Origin of the sequence: Nocardia higoensis NBRC 100133, from assembly GCF_000308595.1 — a bacterium.
Classification (GTDB): Bacteria; Actinomycetota; Actinomycetes; order Mycobacteriales; family Mycobacteriaceae; genus Nocardia; species Nocardia higoensis.
Map to the genome: position 1 here is coordinate 1 of NZ_BAGA01000127.1, position 19,123 is coordinate 19,123.

General features: G+C 69.1%; 16 protein-coding genes, 1 tRNA gene and 1 pseudogene. 5 read left to right on the forward strand and 13 right to left on the reverse strand.

Features of this window, described 5'->3' with window-relative positions; translation table 11 throughout:
• A pseudogene (locus tag ON26_RS22830) lies at positions 1-495 on the forward strand (hypothetical protein); the annotation flags it as partial.
• Between the two features lie 165 nt (positions 496-660).
• Here the strand turns inward: ON26_RS22830 and ON26_RS22835 are convergent.
• Complete coding sequence (locus ON26_RS22835; RefSeq protein ID WP_040798404.1) at positions 661-1,518, reverse strand: alpha/beta fold hydrolase; 858 nt, start codon at positions 1,516-1,518, stop codon at positions 661-663.
• A gap of 53 nt (positions 1,519-1,571) precedes the next feature.
• Between ON26_RS22835 and ON26_RS22840 the strand changes: the two genes are divergently transcribed.
• A complete protein-coding gene (locus ON26_RS22840; RefSeq protein ID WP_245545985.1) occupies positions 1,572-2,180 on the forward strand; it encodes a TetR/AcrR family transcriptional regulator in 609 nt (202 codons plus the stop codon).
• Positions 2,181-2,267: 87 nt separating this feature from the next.
• Here the strand turns inward: ON26_RS22840 and ON26_RS22845 are convergent, their stop codons facing one another.
• The 12 genes from ON26_RS22845 to ON26_RS22900 all read right to left on the reverse strand — a co-directional run bounded on the left by ON26_RS22845 (position 2,268) and on the right by ON26_RS22900 (position 17,252).
• Positions 2,268-4,103: an ATP-binding cassette domain-containing protein gene (locus ON26_RS22845; protein ID WP_040798407.1), complete on the reverse strand. Its 1,836-nt coding sequence runs from the start codon at positions 4,101-4,103 to the stop codon at positions 2,268-2,270.
• A gap of 39 nt (positions 4,104-4,142) precedes the next feature.
• A complete protein-coding gene (locus ON26_RS22850) occupies positions 4,143-5,339 on the reverse strand; it encodes a type III polyketide synthase (protein ID WP_040798410.1) in 1,197 nt (398 codons plus the stop codon).
• Between the two features lie 79 nt (positions 5,340-5,418).
• The gene (locus tag ON26_RS22855) at positions 5,419-6,888 is read right to left on the reverse strand and encodes a fatty acid desaturase (RefSeq protein WP_040798413.1); all 1,470 of its coding nucleotides are present in this window, start codon (positions 6,886-6,888) and stop codon (positions 5,419-5,421) included.
• Positions 6,889-7,302: 414 nt separating this feature from the next.
• Entirely contained in the window at positions 7,303-8,130 is an 828-nt protein-coding gene (locus ON26_RS22860; RefSeq protein ID WP_040798525.1) for an LppX_LprAFG lipoprotein, read from the reverse strand.
• 468 nt (positions 8,131-8,598) lie between these two features.
• Positions 8,599-9,606 (reverse strand): DUF5914 domain-containing protein, encoded by a 1,008-nt coding sequence (locus ON26_RS22865; protein ID WP_040798416.1) that lies wholly within the window; start codon positions 9,604-9,606, stop codon positions 8,599-8,601.
• Complete coding sequence (locus ON26_RS22870; protein ID WP_040798418.1) at positions 9,603-11,180, reverse strand: FAD-dependent oxidoreductase; 1,578 nt, start codon at positions 11,178-11,180, stop codon at positions 9,603-9,605. Before ON26_RS22870 ends, ON26_RS22865 begins: the two co-directional genes overlap by 4 nt.
• The gene (locus ON26_RS22875) at positions 11,180-11,893 is read right to left on the reverse strand and encodes a class I SAM-dependent DNA methyltransferase (RefSeq protein WP_040798419.1); all 714 of its coding nucleotides are present in this window, start codon (positions 11,891-11,893) and stop codon (positions 11,180-11,182) included. The genes ON26_RS22870 and ON26_RS22875 overlap by 1 nt, the downstream gene beginning before the upstream one ends.
• Positions 11,894-12,302: 409 nt before the next feature.
• Positions 12,303-12,375, reverse strand: a tRNA-Ala gene (locus ON26_RS22880).
• Between the two features lie 80 nt (positions 12,376-12,455).
• Positions 12,456-13,988 (reverse strand): divisome protein SepX/GlpR, encoded by a 1,533-nt coding sequence (gene sepX / locus ON26_RS31785; RefSeq protein WP_051027395.1) that lies wholly within the window; start codon positions 13,986-13,988, stop codon positions 12,456-12,458.
• A 244-nt stretch (positions 13,989-14,232) separates the two neighbouring features.
• On the reverse strand, positions 14,233-14,883 hold the full coding sequence (locus ON26_RS22890; protein ID WP_040798529.1) for a GNAT family N-acetyltransferase: 651 nt from the start codon (positions 14,881-14,883) through the stop codon (positions 14,233-14,235).
• A 40-nt stretch (positions 14,884-14,923) separates the two neighbouring features.
• Entirely contained in the window at positions 14,924-16,180 is a 1,257-nt protein-coding gene (glp, locus tag ON26_RS22895) for a molybdotransferase-like divisome protein Glp (protein ID WP_040798420.1), read from the reverse strand.
• Positions 16,181-16,286: 106 nt separating this feature from the next.
• Positions 16,287-17,252 carry a UTP--glucose-1-phosphate uridylyltransferase gene (locus ON26_RS22900; RefSeq protein ID WP_040798421.1) on the reverse strand — a complete coding sequence of 322 codons (966 nt, stop codon included), beginning with the start codon at positions 17,250-17,252 and terminating at the stop codon, positions 16,287-16,289.
• An 81-nt stretch (positions 17,253-17,333) separates the two neighbouring features.
• Here ON26_RS22900 and ON26_RS22905 point away from each other — a divergent pair, with 81 nt between their 5' ends.
• The 3 genes from ON26_RS22905 to ON26_RS22915 all read left to right on the forward strand — a co-directional run bounded on the left by ON26_RS22905 (position 17,334) and on the right by ON26_RS22915 (position 19,089).
• Positions 17,334-17,930: a 5-formyltetrahydrofolate cyclo-ligase gene (locus ON26_RS22905; protein WP_040798422.1), complete on the forward strand. Its 597-nt coding sequence runs from the start codon at positions 17,334-17,336 to the stop codon at positions 17,928-17,930.
• Between the two features lie 69 nt (positions 17,931-17,999).
• A complete protein-coding gene (locus tag ON26_RS32530) occupies positions 18,000-18,320 on the forward strand; it encodes an FmdB family zinc ribbon protein (RefSeq protein ID WP_083884303.1) in 321 nt (106 codons plus the stop codon).
• Between the two features lie 124 nt (positions 18,321-18,444).
• Positions 18,445-19,089: an SAF domain-containing protein gene (locus ON26_RS22915; RefSeq protein WP_040798425.1), complete on the forward strand. Its 645-nt coding sequence runs from the start codon at positions 18,445-18,447 to the stop codon at positions 19,087-19,089.
• Positions 19,090-19,123 lie beyond the last annotated feature (34 nt).

The window sequence follows — 19,123 nt, forward strand, 5'->3', positions numbered from 1 at the left end:
CTCGCCGCAGCGGTGGTACCCGCCGTCGATCCGGTCGCCGACGCGCCGGCGACCGCGGAGCAGATCCGCATCGGCAGGGTCGAACTCGCCCGTCCCGGCATCGTCACGCCGGAACAGGCCGCCGAGATCAACGGCGGCGCCGCCGGTTTCGAGAACGCGCTCTCGGATGTCCTGGACAGCACCGGTGTGGAACCCCGGCGTTCGGATGTGATCGCCGAACACGTGATCGGTGATGCCGCGATGGGCGCGGTCATCGGGGGCGTGGCGATCGCCCCGGTGGCGAGCCTGGCCGCGGTCGCGGGCGGCGCGGTCGGGTTCCTCTTCGGGATCCCGTTCCTGCCGACCGGTCTCGTCATCGGCCCCGCGGTCGGCGCGGCCATGGGCTACGCCTTCGCCACCGGACCCGGCATCGTCACCGGCGCGGTCATCGGCGCGGCCGTGGGCGCGGTGGAGGGCTCGCAGATCCCACTCGATCCCGGGCCGCCGGCCGCCTGATCCGCCGGCACCGAGTACGGCTCCGGCCGGTCCGCGTCATCGCGCGGACCGGCCGGAACTCTGTGCGCACCCTCGCCGCCGCGAGCGACGGCGACATGCGGCCGATCGCGAGCACGGCGGGCAGCCCGACTCGCCGGGCAATCGAGGCCTGCGGCGGGTGAGCCCTCAGCGGCGAGCGACGGTGTCGACGAGAAACGACGACATGGCCGCCGCCACCGCGTCGGGACGGTCGATCATCGACAACACCGCGGCGTCCTCGACGACGACCGATCGGGCGCCCTCGATCGTTTTCGCGAGAGCGTGCGCGTGCGCCAGCGGCATCACCCGGTCGTCGGACGACCAGAGAATCAGTGCCGGACCGGAAAAAGCCCGCAGCGCTTCGGTGTTCGCGATCAGCGCGCGGGCGTCGACCTCGCCGCGCAGGTAGGTGCGCAGGTAACTCAGCACATCGCGCCGGATGGCCGGATCGCGCAGGCCGGGCTCGGTCCAGCCGCGGACCATGTCGTCGGAGAGTCCGCGTCTGGTCATCCAGCCGAACAGCAGCGGCGTGCGGCGCAGCCATCGCACCCGCAGTTGCCGCAATGCCAGCACCACGCCGCCGGGCAACCGCGCGGCCAGGGTCGCCGTCCGCCCCGGCAGGCCGGGCGGGAAGTTGTCGAACGCCTCGCACGGCAGCACGATCAAGCTGCCTACCCGCGCGTCGAGGCCATAGGCGGTGAGGAACAGCCCACCGCCCCAGTCGCTGTGCACGAGGGTCACCTCCCGCAGATCGAGCGCGGCGAGGAATTCGGCGATCAACTCGTTCAGCCCGCGCAGGCTCAGATCGGCGCCGGGCTTCATCGGTTCGGGGTGCGCGCCGAGCGGTAGATCGGGCAGCAGGTAGCGGAAACCGGCGGGCAGCCGGTCGATCACCTCGTCCCACACCGTGTGGTTCATCAACAGCCCGTGCAGCAGGACGACCGCGGGGCCGGAACCCCGGTCCACGTAGTGCATCCGTCCTGCGGTGAGATCGACGGTCGGCATCGACGGCCTCCATTCGAGCGATCGCTCTAGAGTGATTGCTCTAGTCTGGAACGGTGAGCGAGAAGATGTCAACGGGTACGCGGGACCGGCTGGTGACCGCGATGACCGAGCAACTACGCACCCGCGGCTATCACGGCAGTCCCGTCAAACAGATCACCGTGGCGGCGAACGCCCCCATGGGCTCGCTCTATCACCATTTCCCGGAGGGCAAGCCGCAGCTCGCGGCCGCCGCGCTGCGCACCGCCGGCGCTGCCTACCTGCAATTGATCCCGCTGCTGCTGGACGAACACGACGACCTGGGCACGGGCATTCCGGCGGTGTTCGCGACCGCCGCCGAGCAGATCGAGCAGTCCGGGTGGATCAATATGTGCCCGGTCGTCACGGTCGCGGGCGAGATCGCCGACAGCGAACCGGAATTGCGCGAGGTGACCGCCGAGATCGTCACCACGTGGATCGAGGAGGGCATCGCCTGCTTCCGCAAGCGCGGCGTTTCGGAGGAGGAAGCTCGCGAACTGATCCTGGCCGTGCTCACCGCGCTCGAAGGCGCGTTCATCCTGTCCAGGACCCTGCGCAGCGGTGATCCGCTGCGCGCGGCCGGGCGGGCGCTCGGGCCCCGATTCGCGCGGATCCCCGTCCGGGCGCCCCGATCGACAGCCGGATAGCGCGCTCCGCCGGGCGGTCCGCGCCCCGCGCAAATGCCGAATGCCCGGCGACACACGGGGTGTCACCGGGCATAGGGCGAACAGTGCTCAGCTCTCGACGGCCACCGGCTCGACCACTCGACCGAGTTCCAGCTTCACCAGCCGGTCGGCGCAATCGAAGTACCGGTCGTCGTGGGTGATCACGATGACCGTCTTGCCGCGCCGCTTGAGCCCGTCGAGGATCTCCTTGTAGAAGACCTCGCGGAACTTGGGTTCCTGGTCGGCGGCCCACTCGTCGAAGACATAGATCGGGCGGTCTTCCAGCAGCGCGGTCAGCAGAGCCAGGCGCTTGCGCTGCCCCTGGGACAGCGCGAGCGTCGTCAGCGTGCCGTCGCGGACATCGACCTTGTCGTCGAGCCGCAGTTCCCGCAGGTACCGGCGGACCTCCTCGTCGATGCCCGGCCGGTCGAACCCCAGATAGTCCTCGAACAGATGGAAATCGGTGAAGACCGCCGAGGTGTTCTGCCGGAACCATTCGATGTTGTTGTGGTCGATCGCCTCGCCGTTGAGCGACACGGTGCCGGTGCGCGCCACGTACAGGCCGGTGATCAGCTTGGCCAGCGTCGATTTGCCGCTGCCGTTGCCACCGACCACGAAGGTGATCTCCCCCGGCTCGAAGACCAGATCCAGCGGGCCGAGCACGAACCCACCGTCCTCGCCGGGCGGGGGGCCGACCGGCCCGCCCGGCGGCGGACCGAGCGGGACGGGCTTGCCGTCGACACCGGCGTGACTGACCGTGCGCTTGCCGTTGACATCCGGCACACCCTGGCGTGGCCCGCCCCCGTGGCCCGGAGGCGGCAGCGGCGGATGCCCGCCCCCGGGATGCCTGTGCGCGCCGGGCGGACCGGGCGGCAGCGCCGAGGGCGCGTCCTGCCGGTAGTGGTAGCTCACCCCGGACAGTTCCAGCCGCGCCGACTCGACGGCCGGTCGCTCGACATAGGGCAGCTGGTCCTCGTCGTGCAGCGTCTCCAGTGACAGGTTCATCGCCCGGATCTTGGCCAGCGCCACATCGCCGCGCAGCAGGTCGGGAATGCGGTGCATGAAGTTCTGCATCGGCATCGCCAGGAAGGTCGTCACCAGGATGTAGCCGACCATGACCTCGCGCGGCATCTCCATCGCCTTGGCCACGCCGAACAGGATCAACGCCATGGTGCCCAGCTGCAGCAGCTGCCCGAGGCTCTGGGCCACCGAGAATTTCGAGCCCGCGTCCACGTTCTGCGCGCGCAGCTGCCCGGCGGTGCCGAGCAGATGCCGATCCATGAAGTCACGCCGCCTGCCGCGATGCAGCTTCAGCTCCTTGATGCCCAGGGTCACCGACTGGAAGGAGCGCAGCAGGGCGTCCTCGTTCTCGCGCGCCGCGTGGTAGATGCGGCGCACCCGGCCGAGGAACGCCTCGACGCAGGCGACGCCGATCAGTGTGCCCGCGATGGTGATCGCGAAGATCGGCCCCGACACGGTGGCCAGGTAGACGAAGCAGCCGACGATGGTCGCGACGTCGATGCAGATCGCCGGGATCGCGGTCACCGCCTGCGACAGCGAGCGCACATCCTCGGTCAGGGTGGCCACCAGCCGGTGCATGCCGAGTCGTTCCAGGTGCTCGAGCGGCGCCGCGACGACGCTCGAGCTCAGGTCCGAGCGCAGCCGGAAGATGGCGTCCTGCGCCAGCCTGATCAGCAGCACCTGCGAGAGCAGGCCGCTGATCAGGACCACCGCGATGGTGAGCAGGAACTGCTCCACGGTGGCCCGCGGCTGCGGGGCGGGCGAGACCACCGCGTTGATCAGGGTGACCAGATAGGTGTTGGCCGCGCCGCAGACCAGGCCGGTGACGATCACCGCGACGATGCGCGTCCAGGAGATCGAGACCAGGAATTTGATGAGTTGCATGATCAGGTGCTCTCTCGAGAGAAGCGATGGGTCGCGAGATCAGCGACGGATGATGTCGAAGATCAGACCTTCGAGCGTGACCCCGGGCGCGAAGGAGAAGGCCACACCGGTCGAGATGGACTCGCCCGCCGTGGACTGCCGGATCATCTGTTCCAGCACGAAGATCAGGGAAACCGAGAGCATGTTGCCGTAGCGGGCCAGCACATCCCAGCTGGGTGCGGCCTGCTCGGGATCGAGTCCGAGCGAGCGCACCGATTCCTCGATGATCTTCGGACCGCCCGGGTGGATCGCCCACAGGTCGACATCGGCCTTGGTCAGCCCGTTGCGGGCGAGCACCTCGCGCACCACCGGATCGACACCGCGATAGATGTACTGCGGCAGGTTCTCCGACAGTTCGCAGGTGATGCCGTTGTGGTTCACCCCGAGCACGATGCCGTCCTCGGCGCCGGCGAACAGGTGGCTGAAGCTGTCGCGCACCACGATCTTGCCCGCGGCCAGCGGCTGGCGGGCCTGCCTGGCACCGACCACCACCGCGCCGCAACCGTCGCCGAAGAGGCTGTGGATGATGACGTCGTTGACGTCGTCGGCGAACACGGCGTTCACCGAGCTCAGCTCCAGGCAGACGACCAGCGCCTTCTTGTCCGGATGCGCCCGCACGTAATCGGTCGCGGTGCGGATGCCGTTCATCGCGGCCGCGCAGCCCATGAAGTTGACCACCACCCGGCCGACGGTCGGCGCGAGCCCGAGCTCGGTGAGCACCGCGACATCGACGCCGGGAGCGATGAATCCGGTGCTGGTGACGAACACCAGCTGCCCGATCTCCTCGGCCGCGCAGCCCGAATCGGCCAGCGCGCGCCCGGCGACATCCACCGCGAGCGGCGCGGCGTGCCGGTAGTACAGGTTCATCCGCTCGCGGAGATTGCCCGGCTGTCTGCTGAATTCGAGGAATTCCGGGTCGGTCGGGTCGACGGCCATCCGGCGGGTGTCGATCCTGGTCTTGTCGTAGATCCGGGCGATGCGGGCCTGCTGGCGAGGATCGGAGAACAACCCGGCGACCTGTTCGGCGGCCCCGGCCTGATCGACGCTGCGCTCCGGCGAGCCGGTCGCGATGCCCTCGATGACGCCGATGGTGACCGGTGGTGCGGGCGGCATCGGCGAGTGGCCGGTGACCGGCGCGATGCGGTGGCGGGGCTCGGTAGCAGGACGGGCGCCGCCCTGGTCGACGGTGATGGACATGGTCTTTCTTCCCTTCGAGGAATGTGGTGGTCGGCGGCGCTGCCTCCGGTGGTGTTCGGTGCGGTCAGCGGAAATCGGGTCAGACGGTGCCGATTCCGGTGAAGCCCTGGACCGTGTAGGTCGCGCAGGTCTTGAGCGCCGTCGGTGAAAGGTGTTCGCGTACGAAGCCCCAGTTCTTTTCCTCGGCCTCCCGGGAGGGAGCCAACAGGTAGGTGCTTATCTGCTTCGGGAAGCGATCGGTGAAAAAGCTCTTGGCGGGCAGCCATTCGACGCCGAACTCCGCGGATTCCTCGCGCAGGATGTCTTCGGTGGCGATATTGGCGAAGCCGCTGCGCTGGTAGGGCAGCACATGGTGGACACGGTGCGAGCTCAGGCCCGCGGCGAGGAAGCAGTCGACATAGCGGTTGCCGATGACCTTCAGGTCGTAGGCCTGCTCGATCTGGTTGACCGCCCAGTCCTCGGTGTCGGATTCGGGCAGCGCGTCGGTCTCCACTTCGAAGTCGTGGCTGGCCACCACCAGGAAGGTGCTGATCCACAGCGTGACCACGAACTGCAGCGCCCAGGCCCAGAAGTCGCCCGCCACGGTGAACACGATCAGCTCGCCGAGCAGCAGCGCGCGCATCCCGAACGAGCCGATGAAGTGCGGTAGCGCGCCGCGCATGCTGCCGTACATCTCCTTGACGCCCACCTTCCGGGTGAGCCGGACGACGTCGAGCAACCGGATCGTCATACCGGTGACGGTGTGACCGAACTTGTGCAGCGTGTGGATCGGCACCCGGTACAGCCGCGGCACCCGCATCATCATCGTGAAGACGTTCTTCTTGATGTCGACTTCACTCTGCGTGTGCGGATGGTGCAGCAGCGCGTGGCCGTCCGCGGTGACGAAAGCCAGTGCGACATAGTTGATGTCGAAGGCATTCGTGAAGATCTTGTTCATGCCCTTCTGGGCCCGGTGGATGGCGTAGTGCCCGAACCCGGCCAGCGAGCTGCGCAGCAGCACCATGGCGAGCACGAACACCGGCAGCGGCATCCAGGCCGGCTCCGCGAGGCGCACGCCCTGCACCGCGAAGTACGCGATGGCCAGCACGATCACGACGAGGTCGAAGATCCGGTCCATCCGCTTCATGCGGGCCGCGACCTCGGGATCCTTCAACCGCGCCTTGACCTTGTGCAGCAGGTCGTTCTTGTTGTCGAAGCGGTACTTCGGGGTGTCGCGCCAGCTATCGAAGCCCTCCTTGAACAGGAAGTCCGGCGCGTTGGCCTTGGGGTGGATGTCCTCGGGGCGGGCGTCGCGATCCAGCGAGTAGCGCGCCAGCATGCGCTCGATACGCTCCGGATCCTTGTGGTAGGAACCGATGATCGAGGTGATGTCGCGGTTCTTGGTGCGCCCGATGAAGAACTCGCCGCCGGGATGCTTGGAGATCCAATCCGACAAGTCGTAGGCTTTGCCGTTGTACACCCAGACGTTGGAGACAGGCGGCGGGCCGGAAGGCGCGGGGGGGCGACGGAAGTCCCGCTCCTCGACTTCCGGGCGGTCACTTGTCGTCATGTCAATCCTCCGTGTCCGAACGGCGTTTCCTGGTGCCGATCAGGTCGCCGGCGCTGTCGTCGAGAGTGAATGCTCCCCGCGGCGCCTTGTACTTCACTGAACAATCTCTTAAGCGGTCGCCGAGATGCCCGCGCGAGGCGGGGCGAGAGGCGGACCGGCATCGCCGAACCTCGTTGCGCGGCGAACGGAATCGCCGTGCCCGGCGATGTCGCGACAATGGCAGTTCGCAGGCCGGCCTCCCCACCCGGCCTGCGAACTGCGTTGTCGGAATGTATTTTTCGCGTACACGCCCACCGCCCTGACTGAGCGGGGACGGCGGGTCAGATGAAAGCGCTGGGAAAGCAGCCGGTCCGGAAACGCGAGCGGCTGTGCCGCCTCACGCTCCGGACCGGGTGTCCTATCGCCTGCCCGGCGTCAGCTCGCGGGCTTGATGACGTTGACCGGCTCGGCCCACTTGGACAGGGTCACCTCGACGGTGCCACCGTCCTTGTCGACGACGGCGCGCACCAGGTTCGGGCCGTCACCGGTGGAGGCGGCGTCCGACGGGCGGGTCGACGCCGAGCCGCCGTCGCTGGGCGGCGGCACGTCGGCGATCCACAGCGTGATCGGCAGGGTGCCCGCACCCTCGCCCAGACGCGGCACGACCGGGTCGATGACCGAACCGTCGATGGTGCCGGTGACCTTGACGACGGCGATGCCCTCGACGGTCTCGCGGCCCTCCGCCTTCGGGTTCTGCACCTGCGCGATCACATTGGCCAAGCCCTTGTCCTTGTCCAGGATCACGCCCGGATCGTAGACCTGCTCGGCCGGCCCGACGGGCGCGTAGCTGGAGCTGTTGACCGCGGTGTAGAGCGTCTTGTCGACCACGATGAACTTCGTGTCGATGAACGGCTCCTCGGGTGCGGTCCTGACCTTGGCCTCCCCCATGGCCTGCCCTGCGCCCTGCGGCTGGTTGGTCACATCCGCGGAGACGCTCTCCACCGGCAGATTCGGCACATCGGTCACCTCGAGATCGAGATGCACCGACTGCAGGGTCTGGGTGGTCCGCGAGGACTCCTGGATGATCTGCGCGGCGTCGGGCAGCGGCCCGGTCACCGGCGCGGCCTTGGTGTCGCCGCCGTCGTCGGACGACGAGCAGCCCGCCACCAGAGCCGCGATCAGCGACGCCGCCAGCAGCGCGGGCGCGGCACCGCCCAGCCGCGCGCGGCGGGATCGCTTGTTGCGCAGGGCAGAGCCCCGCATGGTCTTGTCGGTCACGTGTACCCCCGGAGAGTTTCCGTGGCGCCGGCGTGTTCCGGCGCCTATGTACAAGGCAGCGACGCTGCCCCGCACAGAGTATGCAAGCACATCGGAGTACGCGCGAGTGATCGGGCGGAACCTTTTCCCGACAAGGGCTCGTGGCCACCGTCGGCGGGCACGGCGGAGGGCAGGGACTGGTGTCAGGGCGATCACCCCTCGTCCATGATCGCCCTGACACGACCCGCATGATGAACAGCGGCGTCCACCGTATCAGCGGCAGATCACGGAGGGGCGCCGACCAGTGCGATCACGAAGGTGACGGTTCCAGGCGCGGACCGCAGCCCGCGCAGGCACACCTCCCGCACATCGGCTCTGCGATAGCCGCAGTCGCTGAGAGCTGATCATTGTTGTTCCGCGATACCACGCATGACCGGGCTCCCGTCCACTATGAGCGCGGTTGAGCGTTCGCGACTATCGCTTGCGCTGTTGGTAGCGACGTTCGGCGTAGGCCAGGTCGTCGCGCCACAGTCGGGCCGCGGCGCGGGTCATCATCGGCCGTAGGAAGCGTGTGGCGTGGTGGGCGTGGGCGAAGCCGGGGCGGGTGGAGTCGGCGATGACTGCCTCGATGACGGCGGTTCGTGGTCGTCCGTCGGGTCCGGGGCCGAGTGGTGTGGCGTGGGTTTCGACGACGCTGCCGGATCCTTCGCCGTCGACGATGCGCATGGTGACGGTCCGGGGTTCCGGACTGGTGAACTCGGCTCGCACGGGGACGCCGAGCCATCGGCCGACTCGGAAGGTGACCGCGACGAGGAACCGGTCGTCGCGTTCGGTCGAGTCCTGGTGAAGGGGCGGGGTTTCGAGTACTTCGAGGTGGGTGAAGGAGTAGGGGTGGAACCAGGCGCCGTGCCAGGGGTCGAGCCGGTTGGCGACGATATCGGTGGGTTCGCACACGCCGCTGACGGTCGCTACCGCGGAGATGGCGCGGTGCGCGGGCGGGCGGGCGCCGATCACGGGTGTTTCGAGGGAACTGCCGTCGTCGACAGGATCGAGGCGGACCCAGGCCAGGACGCCGTCGTCGTGGCAGGGTAGCGGTGTCCAGCCAGGCGCGCCGCTGCGATCCAGGCGCAGTCCGTGCCATCGGCACACGAGTGTGCCGCAGTCGATGTGTGCCTGCGCCAGCGGCGCACCCAGGTGCGGGCATGCTCCCGGCCCCACGGCGAGTCGCTGTTGTCGGTCGCGCCACGCGACGAGTTCGGTTCCGGCGACAGTGAATCCGAACGGCCGATCGGTGCGGATGTCTCGGCTGGCCGCGAAGACATACCAATTTCCGGACGGGCGTCGTTGGGCACGTTCGAGCGCGGCGGCGATGATGGCGGGTTTCGCCGCGTGGTAGGTCGGTTGCTGGTCTGTCCAGCGGCCGGGATCGAGGGGTTGCAGTGGCCATCGGCCGGGCCACCGCCGAACCAGGATGTTGTTCATCGGGAGTCCTCAGCACGCGCGGTCGCCGATCCGTAGCGGGTGGCGAGTCGGCGGAGCAGGGCGTTGCGGCCGCTGGTCGGCACGGTATCCAGGTCGTGACCGGGTAGTCCCCATTGGGTGAGCAACGCGTTCGCCGCTGCCCATCCGGTGGTGGCGGCACGTTCCATCAACGCGACGGGCAGGTCGATGCGGATGCCGTCGCCGGCCAGCACGACTTGGTTGTGTGGTGTGCGGACGGGGGGCCGGTGCGCGTGGTCGCCGGCTCCGAACAGGGGGCAGTCCTGGTTCCATTGCAGGTGTTCGCCGAGGATCCGGGCGTCGGTGGTTTCCGGGTAGAGGTGGTTCAACCGAGCGCGGAGCTGAGCGCGGATATCGTGCTCCTGGGCCGGCGTGAGCTGCTGGGGCAGGGCGTAGGCGTGGAGTTCCAGCACGGCGCCGCCGTGGCGATCGGCCCACGTGCGGGCTTGTTGCTCGTAGTGGTTCACCACACTGATGTTGTCGAGCGGGGGGAGCCCTCCGGTAGCCAGGAACGCCGGCCGATGCGGCGCGACCGGCTTGTTCAGCCAGAGCCTGTACACCAGAAACGGGGGCGCGCTGCGTAAGCGCCCGATCGATGCACGCCAGGCGTCATCGCCCAGCTGCGGCGAGTTCTCGACGATGCGACGCAAACCGCCGACATCTGTGGCGATAACCACGGCGTCGGCGGCGATATCGCTACCGTCTCGTTCGTATACCCGGACAGTGCGGTCGCCACCGGGTTCCACGGCGGTGACCGTGGCTCCGGTGCGGATCCGGACGTCGCGCGATATGAGGTATTCGCGTAGCGGCGACCACAAGGCGGTGTCGTAATTCGAGGTGGGGACGTCGAACAGCAGGCCTTCGCTGGAGCCGAGGAAGTATATGTGGAACATGGTCGCCAGCTCGGCCGCCGACAGCTGAGTGGGTGGCGCGAAGAAGCTGCGGGAGAACACCTCGAAGGCGAGATGGCGAGCGGTCGCGGGGAAGTTGATCCGCTGCAGGAAGGTTTCGGCGTCGAGGTGGTCGAGCAGATCGTAGATCGCGGGCACGGACACGGCCGCGAGCGGCGCCGCGGCGCGCGCATCGATGCGGCGCAAGTCCTGTAGCGAGAAGGTCCGGCTGCGGGCGGCGAATGCGAGGGCGTTCCACGGCGGGGTCCGTGGCAGACCTCGGAAGGTGTCCTGTCGTCCGTGCCCGTCGACGAGGGGGTAGTCGTCGACGGCGACGAGTCGGCGCAGCTCCGGATCGGTGCGGCGCAGTAGTGCGCGCAGGTTGTAATACTGCCGGAAGAAGGCGTGGAACCCACGGTTGACCGAGATCGCGGTGCCGTCGGGCAAGTTGTCGGTCCAGCCGCCGGCCCGGCCGCCGAGGTAGGACCGGCACTCGATGATTTCCACCGCGATGTCACGTTCGGCGAGCCCCGTGGCCGCGGTGAGCCCGGCGATGCCGGCGCCGACAACCACGACGCGTGGGCGGCTGCCGGGGCGGCTGCGTCCGGAGGCCTGTGCGGCGCGATGGTGGACGACACGTCGGTCGCGGCCGGGGCGGTCACGCATTACGGTGTCCCTTCGGTGTCAGCGCCGGGCCGCGGCACGGTCGCGGTGAGGGTGTGCACGATGCCGTGCTGCCACCCGGGCACAGTCGTCGCCCGGATTGCGGTGAAGCCGTTGTCACGCAACCGCGCCCGGAGCTGGGGCACGCTGTCGAACGAAGTCACGCTGCGGCGCAGATGCCGGTACAGGCCGGCGTCGCCGGTGAGCAGCGCGCCGGCCGGAATGATCACTGCGCCGCATACTGCGTTCCAGACCAGACGGGCCGCCAGTGATCCGCGCACCGAGTATTCGTGCACGGCGAGTGGGGCACCGGGATGCAGCAGCGCCGCGAACGCGCGCAGTTGTGCGTCGGGGTCGGCGAGGTTGCGGAGCAGGTACGCGGCGAAGATACCGTCGAAACGGCCGATGCCCGCCGCGTCGAGGTCTTCGATGCGGCTGTGGTGGAACCGCACTGTCGCGGGCCAGGGTTTCGCTCGTGCGCGGGCGAGCATCTGCGCCGATGCGTCGACGGCGAGAATCTCGGCCTTCGGGGCGACCGACAGCAGCGCAGCGGTCGAGGCGCCGGTACCACAGCCGGCGTCGAGCAGCCGGAGTCCGGCGCCGTTCCCGGGTAGCTGCATACGTCGCGCGGACAGACGCAGATGCTTGTGATAGCCGGGGTTGAATCCGACCAGCCGGTCGTAATAGGCAGCGCCACGATCGAATGTGGCCGGCACCTGGTCCCGTGGAAGTCCGGTCGGGCCGAGTCGGGCGCGACTCACGACGCCACCCGGTGTTCGTTCCGGCGGCGGTGTTCCCGCCACAGCAGGACCGGAGCCAGCCGGTGCCATAGCACGGACTGTGGCTCGACACATCGGCGGCGATCGCGATCGCGTCCCACACCAGCAGTATGCCCGCGCCCGGTAACACAGTGCGGACAAGACGCGCCGGGTGCAGGTCGGACCGAGGCCGGCACCGTCGTCGCGACGCCTACGGCGCTCCGCCCACGCATCAACAATCGGAGACAAGCTCAACCAAAACGAACGGGACCGCACCTCGATGAGGCAACGGTCCCGCAGCTGTGGATCATGTAGGGCTCTACTTCAGGACGTTATGTCCGCCCATCTTTCAGTAAGCCCGCCAGGGTGGAGCTAAGGGGAATCGAACCCCTGACCTTCTCGATGCGAACGAGACGCGCTACCAACTGCGCTATAGCCCCGTGCGGCTCTTGCGAACCGCGCTGTGACACTGTATCAGGCGGGCGGCCCGGATACCGAATCGCCCGCCTGAACTGCGGTTTTATTCGCCCGCAGCCTGCCTGCGCGGGTCGGTGCCGGTGCGCCGGCGCAGCGCGCGGGCGGTGGCCGGATCGAAGGCTTCGAGGTGCTCGAAGAGCGGATCCTCGTCGTCCACGTCCAGCAGCGACGAGCGGCGGCGCAGGGCGCGGGCGGTGGCGCGGTCCATGCCGCCGGTGGCGATCCTGACCCGTTCGTCGGCGTCGAGGACCTGCTCCTCGAACTCGTCGTCGTCCGCGGACTCCCGGCGACGGCGGCCCAGGCGCGCGGCCCGACGCCTGCGGATCTCCTCCTCCATCCGCACCTGCTTGCGCAGGTAGGCGAGATAGGTGCCGAGCACCACGATCGACAGGCCGCTGCCCCACCAGAACATCGGGCTGATGATCAGGCCGAGCGCTCCGGTCATCAGCGCGGTCAGCATGAGCGCCAGCACGGCGCGCTGGCGGAAGGTGTAGCGAGCGGCACGGGCGATCGCGTCGGCCTCGGGGTCGTAACCACCACGACCGCGCCTGTTCGGCACGAATTCCGATTCGGCGCCGCCGGATTCGGTATCGCCTGTTCCGGAATCGCCGTCCGCGTCGGTGGCGGCATCACCGGATTCGGGATTCCGGCGGTCGGATTTCCGACGCTCCGAGCCACGGCGACCCTTGCGACGTCCGTCGGTCCCGCGGCGATCGGAATCACGCTGCGTGTCGGCGGAATCCCGCCCGCCGTTCTCGTCGTCGGCGTCCGCGTACTCACCGTCGCCGAACTCGTCCTCGTCGTCGGAATCCACGGACACGCCGTAGCCCGGATCCGGCGCCCGCACGGGCGCCGTCGAGCGTGCCGGTGGAATGCGAGCCGTGATCTGCCTGGTCTCGGTGCGTTCGGGCCGGCTCTCCGCTCCGGTGTCCGTCCCGGCGTCGGCGCGGCCGGACTCGACGAGCTCCGCGTCCGCGGCCTCGCCGGTGTCCTTGTCGTCGCCGGCGGCGTCCTCGTCGTCGGCGGAGACATCGGCGGGGACGTCGGCGTCCCCGGGCCGAGCGGTCTCGGCGACGGGCCTTTCGGCCTCGTCGTCATCGAGATCGGCGGCCCCGGGGGCGGTTCGGCGGGCGCCACCGCGTCGGATGGTGCGCTCGCGGCGCGGTCCTTCGTCGGTGTCGTCGATATCGGCCGGAAGGCGATCCCGCCTCTCGTCGGACGAATCCGTTTCGCGCGGTGGAGCATCGGCGCGAGCGGAGCGCGGCGAGGCGACCCGTTTGCCCCGCCGCTCGTCGGTGGCCTCGTCGAGCAATTCGGCGAGGTCGTCGATCTCGGAAACTTTCTCGTCGGCCGGTATGGTCATCCGGTCCTCCGCATCATCGCTGTGGAAACGCTTTCTCCGCACTCGGTTCGGTCGATAGCGCAGCCGCCGTTTGGAGCCGCCGCGATGCAACACTCTGGTCGCGAGCGCGGCGTCGGTCGTCTGCCGGATTCTGGGGTGCCGGTCGGCGAGAATGGGGAACAGGACGAAGACCCAGAGCACGACCAAGCCGATCCACAGGATCGAATTCGGCATCAGGCCGTCACCTCCGTCCCCACCAGTTCAATCCTTTCGGGCTGTCCGTTCAGCAGTGGCGTCGCTCGCGAACGGCACACCTCCGACGTCGGTAGGTTAATTCGCGCAGAGCTGCGGGCTCGGCAGGCGCGCCGTGCACATCGGCCACACCTGTCACAATGCCACCATCACGAGAGTAGGCGCGGATGCTGATCCGGCGCGAGCCGGAATATCGACCTTCGATTTCGGGCGCAAAGATATCGGCTCAGGGCAGAACGATACGGCCCGCCCGAGCCAGCCGCTCGACAACGGTGCCGCTCAATTCCTCCGCGGTGATTCCCACCAGCAGATGATCACGCCAGGCACCGTCGACGTCGAGATAGCGCTTCAGCAATCCCTCTTCGCGGAATCCACAGTGCCGCAGCACCGCCTGGCTCGCCAGGTTCTCCGGTCGCACGGTGGCTTCCACTCGATGTAATCCGACCGGTCCGAAACAGTGGTCCAGACCGAGCGCGAGCGCCGCGGTGGCCACGCCCTGTCCGCTGCGATCCTTGGCCACCCAATAGCCGATCCAGGCCGAACGCAGCGCGCCGCGCACGATGTTGCCGACGGTCAACTGACCGACGAACACGCCGTCGACCTCGATGGCGAATGGGATCATCGCGCCCCGGCGCGCCTCGGCCTTGAGGCTCGACCACAACGACGGCCAGTTCGAGGCGTGGTTGCGCGCCTCCCAGCTACCGCGCCCGGTGGGCTCCCACGGCTCGAGATGCTCGCGGTCGCGCAGCCGCAGCCGGCTCCACGCGGCGGCGTCGCGGAATCGCACCGGCCGCAGGGTCACCGCACCGGCGGCCACCTGCACCGGACCGAGCCGGGCGGGCCATCCCGGATGCTGCGTGGCCCGGAATACGTTCATGCTCTCCATATTTCAGCCGTGCTCCATCGCTGCCCGCACGTCAGCCACGTTGGGACAGGAAGGCGACCTGCACCTCGTCGCCGGTCCGGAAATCGGTGTCGTCCGGTTCGACGATGATGAGACTGTTCGCTTCGGCGAGGGTGGCCAGCAGGTGCGAGGATCCGGCCGCGCCGCCCAGCGGCTGCACCAGATAGTCGCCGGTCGCCTCGTCCCGCATGAGCTGGGCCCGCAGGTAGCCCTTGCGTCCCTCCATCGAACTGATGGGGGTGATGGTCCTGGCCCGCACGATCCGGCGCATCGGATGCCTGCGCCCGAGCGCGATCCGGATCAGCGGCCGCACCATCACCTCGAAGACCACCAGCGCGCCCACCGGGTTCGAGGGCAACAGGAAGGTCGGCACCTCGTCCCGGCCGAGTCTGCCGAATCCCTGGACCGAACCCGGATGCATGGCGACCCGTGCGATCTCGAGTTCGCCGAGCCCCTCGAGCGCCTCGCGCACCTGCTCGGACGCCCACCCGCCGACCGCGCCCGCGATCACCACGACCTCCGAGCGCACCAGCTGACCCTCGACCACATCGCGCAGCCTGCGCGGATCGGTGCTGACGATGCCGACCCGGTTCACATCCGCGCCGGCGTCCCTGGCCGCGGCGGCGAGAGCATAGGAGTTGACGTCGTAGACCTGGCCGGGGCCGGGGGTGCGGTCGATGTCGATCAACTCTCCGCCGACCGCGATCACCGACAGCCGGGGACGCGGATGCACCAGGACCTTGTCCTGCCCCACCGCGGCGAGCAGGCCGACCTGGGCCGGGCCGATGATGGTGCCCGCGCGCACGGCCACATCCCCGGGCTGCACGTCGTCGCCCACGCGGCGGACGTAGTCCCCGGAGCGCACCGGTTCGTAGACCTTGATCCTGGCGCGGCCGCCGTCGGTGAAATCCAGCGGCAGCACGGCGTCGGCGAGCGTCGGCAGCGGTGCACCGGTGTCCACGCGCACCGTCTGGCGCGGTTGCAGCCGGATGGGCTGGCGCGAACCCGCCACCACCTCGCCCACCACGGGCAGGGTGAGGTCGACGAGTTCGCCGTTCTCGTCACGGATCTCGGTGCCCGCCGCGGCCACATCGACGCTGCGCACGGCGTATCCGTCGATCGCGGCCTGGTCGAAACCGGGCAGCGGACGCTCGGTGACGATGTCCTCGGCGCACAACAGCCCCTGCGCTTCGGAGATCGCGACCCGGACCGGCCGCGGTGCGACCGCCGCCGCGGTCACCTTGATCTGCTGATCCTCAACCGAGCGCATCCAGCCCTTCCTGATCCTCTCCGCACCTGTTCACGGTCGCCCTTCCGGACCGGCCGTGATCGCCCTGCACATTGTGGTACCCGACCGCAGGCGCGCCAGGCGCGGCCTACTCGTCGGTCGTCAGTTGCGGATCCCAGTCCGCACTGAGCCGATGATGCAGCCACTCCCGGAGGGCGGGGCCGTATTCCTCCCGTTCGAGGGCGAAATCCACCGCTGCTCGAAGATAACCGCCCGGGTTGCCCAAATCGTGGCGCGACCCACGGTGGACGACCACATGCACCGGATGTCCCTCCGCGATCAGCAACGCGATGGCGTCGGTGAGTTGCAGCTCACCACCGGCGCCGGGCTCGATGCGCCGCAGCGCGTCGAAGATCGCCCGGTCGAGCAGGTACCGGCCGGCGGCCGCGTAGGTCGAGGGCGCGTCGGCCAGTTCGGGCTTCTCCACCATGCCCTTGACCCGCAGCACATTCGGGTTGACGGCATCGGGTACCGGGGCGACATCGAAGACGCCGTAGGCGCTGACCTGGTCCTTGGGCACGTCGATCGCGCACAGCACGGTGCCGCCACGCTTGCGCCGCACCCGGCTCATCACGTCGAGCACACCGCAGGGCAGCACCAGGTCGTCCGGCAGGAGTACGGCGATGGCGTCCTCGTCGTCGTCGAGCACCTTCTCGGCCTGCGCCACGGCATGCCCGAGCCCGAGCGGCTCCTCCTGGACCACCGAGGTGACATCGAGCAGTGCGGGCGCCTTGCGCACCTTTTCCAACAGGTGGAACTTGCCGCGCTCGGCCAGCGTGCCCTCGAGCACGAGATCCTCGACGAAGTGCGCGACCACGCCGTCCTTGCCCGGCGAAGTGACGATCACCAGGCGCTGGGCGCCGGAATCGGCGGCCTCGGAGGCGACCAGTTCGATGCCGGGGGTGTCGACCACCGGCAGCAGCTCCTTGGGCACCGTCTTCGTCGCGGGCAGGAACCGGGTTCCCAGCCCTGCCGCCGGCACGACGGCCGTGCGGAAGCACGACGCCGCCCCGTGCGGCGCGCCCTGCGCGGACTGTCCGGCCTTTGCTGTCATACGCATACCCTATCCATCCATGACACCGCCGTTGAACGTCGTCGCGACGTTGCGGCTGCGGCTGAGCTTAAGGTGATCCCCATGGGGATGCCCCGTCAGCGCGACAAACAGACATGGCGTGCAGAAATTCTCGCCAGCCGCGCGAACCTGGACCCGATGCGGCACGAGGCCGAGGCCGAGGCCTTGGCCTCGGCGGTGCGCGAACTCGATGGTTCGGGCGTCACCTGCGCGTACGTGCCGGTCCGCGGCGAACCCGGTTCCACGGCCATGCTGGACGAGCTGCGCGCGGGCGGCGCACGCGTGCTGCTGCCCTTGACCGGCGCGCCGGGTGCGCTGGCCTGGGGCGAGTACACCGGCGCCGGGGATCTGCGCCCCGCGCGCTACGGGCTGCTCGAGCCGGCCGGGCCCGCGCTCGGCCCGGAGGTGGTCGCCGAAGCCGAGCTGATCCTGATACCCGCGCTGGCGGTGGACCGGCGCGGAGTCCGGCTCGGCCGCGGCGCCGGGTACTACGACCGCACCCTCGGCGCCGCCCGGCCGAACGCCAGGCTCGTGGCGGTGGTGCGCGACGAGGAGTTCGTGGCGCGACTACCCGAAGAGGCGCACGATGTGCGGGTGGGCTGGGTACTCACCCCCGGTGGCGGGCCGGTGCGGCTCGGCCGTGCGGAATGCGGGGAATGACACACCGACTGGCGACGTTGGCACTGTCGGCGGTAGAGTGCTAGATCGACGAAACTCGCGGAGGATGCTGTGCCAACTTACTCGTATGCGTGCACCGAGTGTGACAACCGGTTCGACATCGTTCAGTCGTTCTCCGACGATGCCCTGACGGTATGCGAACAGTGCTCCGGAAAGCTGCGCAAGCTGTTCAATTCGGTCGGCATCGTCTTCAAGGGCAGCGGCTTCTATCGCACCGACAGCCGGGGCGGCGCGGTTCCCGCGGGTGATTCCGCCAAGTCCGACAGCGGCTCGTCGTCCGGCAGCTCGGATTCGTCCTCGTCGAGTTCCACCGCGTCGAGCACCGCGTCGTCGAGCACCGCGTCGAGCTCGGCGAGCACCTCGGTCGCCTGAACCGACCGGCCCGGCCCCGGGTTGCCGAGCGGTCCGCCCGGTGATCCGTCCCCAGCCTCGTAGTTGTCCACAATCGGCGGTTGCGCCGGTGCGCGAGGCGGATTCGCGGCGATAGCGTCGCCGCATGACTCGCCTGTTCAGCGATCTCGGCAACGACTCGGCACTGCGCGCGGCCTGGTGGAACCGGCCGTCGTGGGCCGACGCCACCCTCGCCCGTCGCGTTCTGGCCGCCGCACTCGTCGTCGCGGCGGCCTTCCTTCTGGTGCGCGGCGACCCGGACTCCGCTCGTGTCCGGGTCGTCGTGGCGAGCCGTGATCTGCCGCCCGGCACCTCCCTCACCGCCGCCGACCTCACCTCGGCGCCGTTCGAAGCGGGTTCCCTGCCGTCGGGCGCCGTGCGCGAGCACGGCGATCTGCTCGGCGCGACCCTCACCGCCGCGATGCGCACCGGCGAGGTGTTCACCGATCTGCGGGTGGTCGGCCCACGACTGGCCGAGGTCGCCACCGGTGCCGCGGAGTCGAGAATCGTGCCGATCCGGCTGGCCGACACGGCGGTCGCGGGCATTCTGCGCGCGGGAGACCGGGTGGATGTGGTCGGCGCCGAAGAACGCGCGCGCACGCTGGCCACCGATGCCGCGGTCGTGCTCGTAGCCGGATCCGGCGAGCGCGAAAGAAGCGGGCCGGTGGTATTGGTGGCGATGGATGCCGAACACGCCGTGGCGGTCGCGGCGGCCTCGCTGCATACCGCACTTACCGTCGTATTTCATTGACAAGCCGAGTTCGCCCATGGATTGCGAAGAATGT

What these genes read in the sequence shown, in the direction of transcription:
- ON26_RS22835 (WP_040798404.1), bottom strand. Translation starts at nt 1,518, where the DNA reads ATGCCGACCGTCGATCTCACCGCAGGACGGATGCACTACGTGGACCGG.
- ON26_RS22845 (WP_040798407.1), bottom strand. Translation starts at nt 4,103, where the DNA reads ATGCAACTCATCAAATTCCTGGTCTCGATCTCCTGGACGCGCATCGTC.
- ON26_RS22850 (WP_040798410.1), bottom strand. Translation starts at nt 5,339, where the DNA reads ATGTCCATCACCGTCGACCAGGGCGGCGCCCGTCCTGCTACCGAGCCC.
- ON26_RS22855 (WP_040798413.1), bottom strand. Translation starts at nt 6,888, where the DNA reads ATGACGACAAGTGACCGCCCGGAAGTCGAGGAGCGGGACTTCCGTCGC.
- ON26_RS22860 (WP_040798525.1), bottom strand. Translation starts at nt 8,130, where the DNA reads ATGCGGGGCTCTGCCCTGCGCAACAAGCGATCCCGCCGCGCGCGGCTG.
- ON26_RS22865 (WP_040798416.1), bottom strand. Translation starts at nt 9,606, where the DNA reads ATGAACAACATCCTGGTTCGGCGGTGGCCCGGCCGATGGCCACTGCAA.
- ON26_RS22870 (WP_040798418.1), bottom strand. Translation starts at nt 11,180, where the DNA reads ATGCGTGACCGCCCCGGCCGCGACCGACGTGTCGTCCACCATCGCGCC.
- sepX (WP_051027395.1), bottom strand. Translation starts at nt 13,988, where the DNA reads ATGCCGAATTCGATCCTGTGGATCGGCTTGGTCGTGCTCTGGGTCTTC.
- ON26_RS22890 (WP_040798529.1), bottom strand. Translation starts at nt 14,883, where the DNA reads ATGAACGTATTCCGGGCCACGCAGCATCCGGGATGGCCCGCCCGGCTC.
- glp (WP_040798420.1), bottom strand. Translation starts at nt 16,180, where the DNA reads ATGCGCTCGGTTGAGGATCAGCAGATCAAGGTGACCGCGGCGGCGGTC.
- ON26_RS22900 (WP_040798421.1), bottom strand. Translation starts at nt 17,252, where the DNA reads ATGACAGCAAAGGCCGGACAGTCCGCGCAGGGCGCGCCGCACGGGGCG.
- ON26_RS22905 (WP_040798422.1), top strand. Translation starts at nt 17,334, where the DNA reads ATGGGGATGCCCCGTCAGCGCGACAAACAGACATGGCGTGCAGAAATT.
- ON26_RS22915 (WP_040798425.1), top strand. Translation starts at nt 18,445, where the DNA reads ATGACTCGCCTGTTCAGCGATCTCGGCAACGACTCGGCACTGCGCGCG.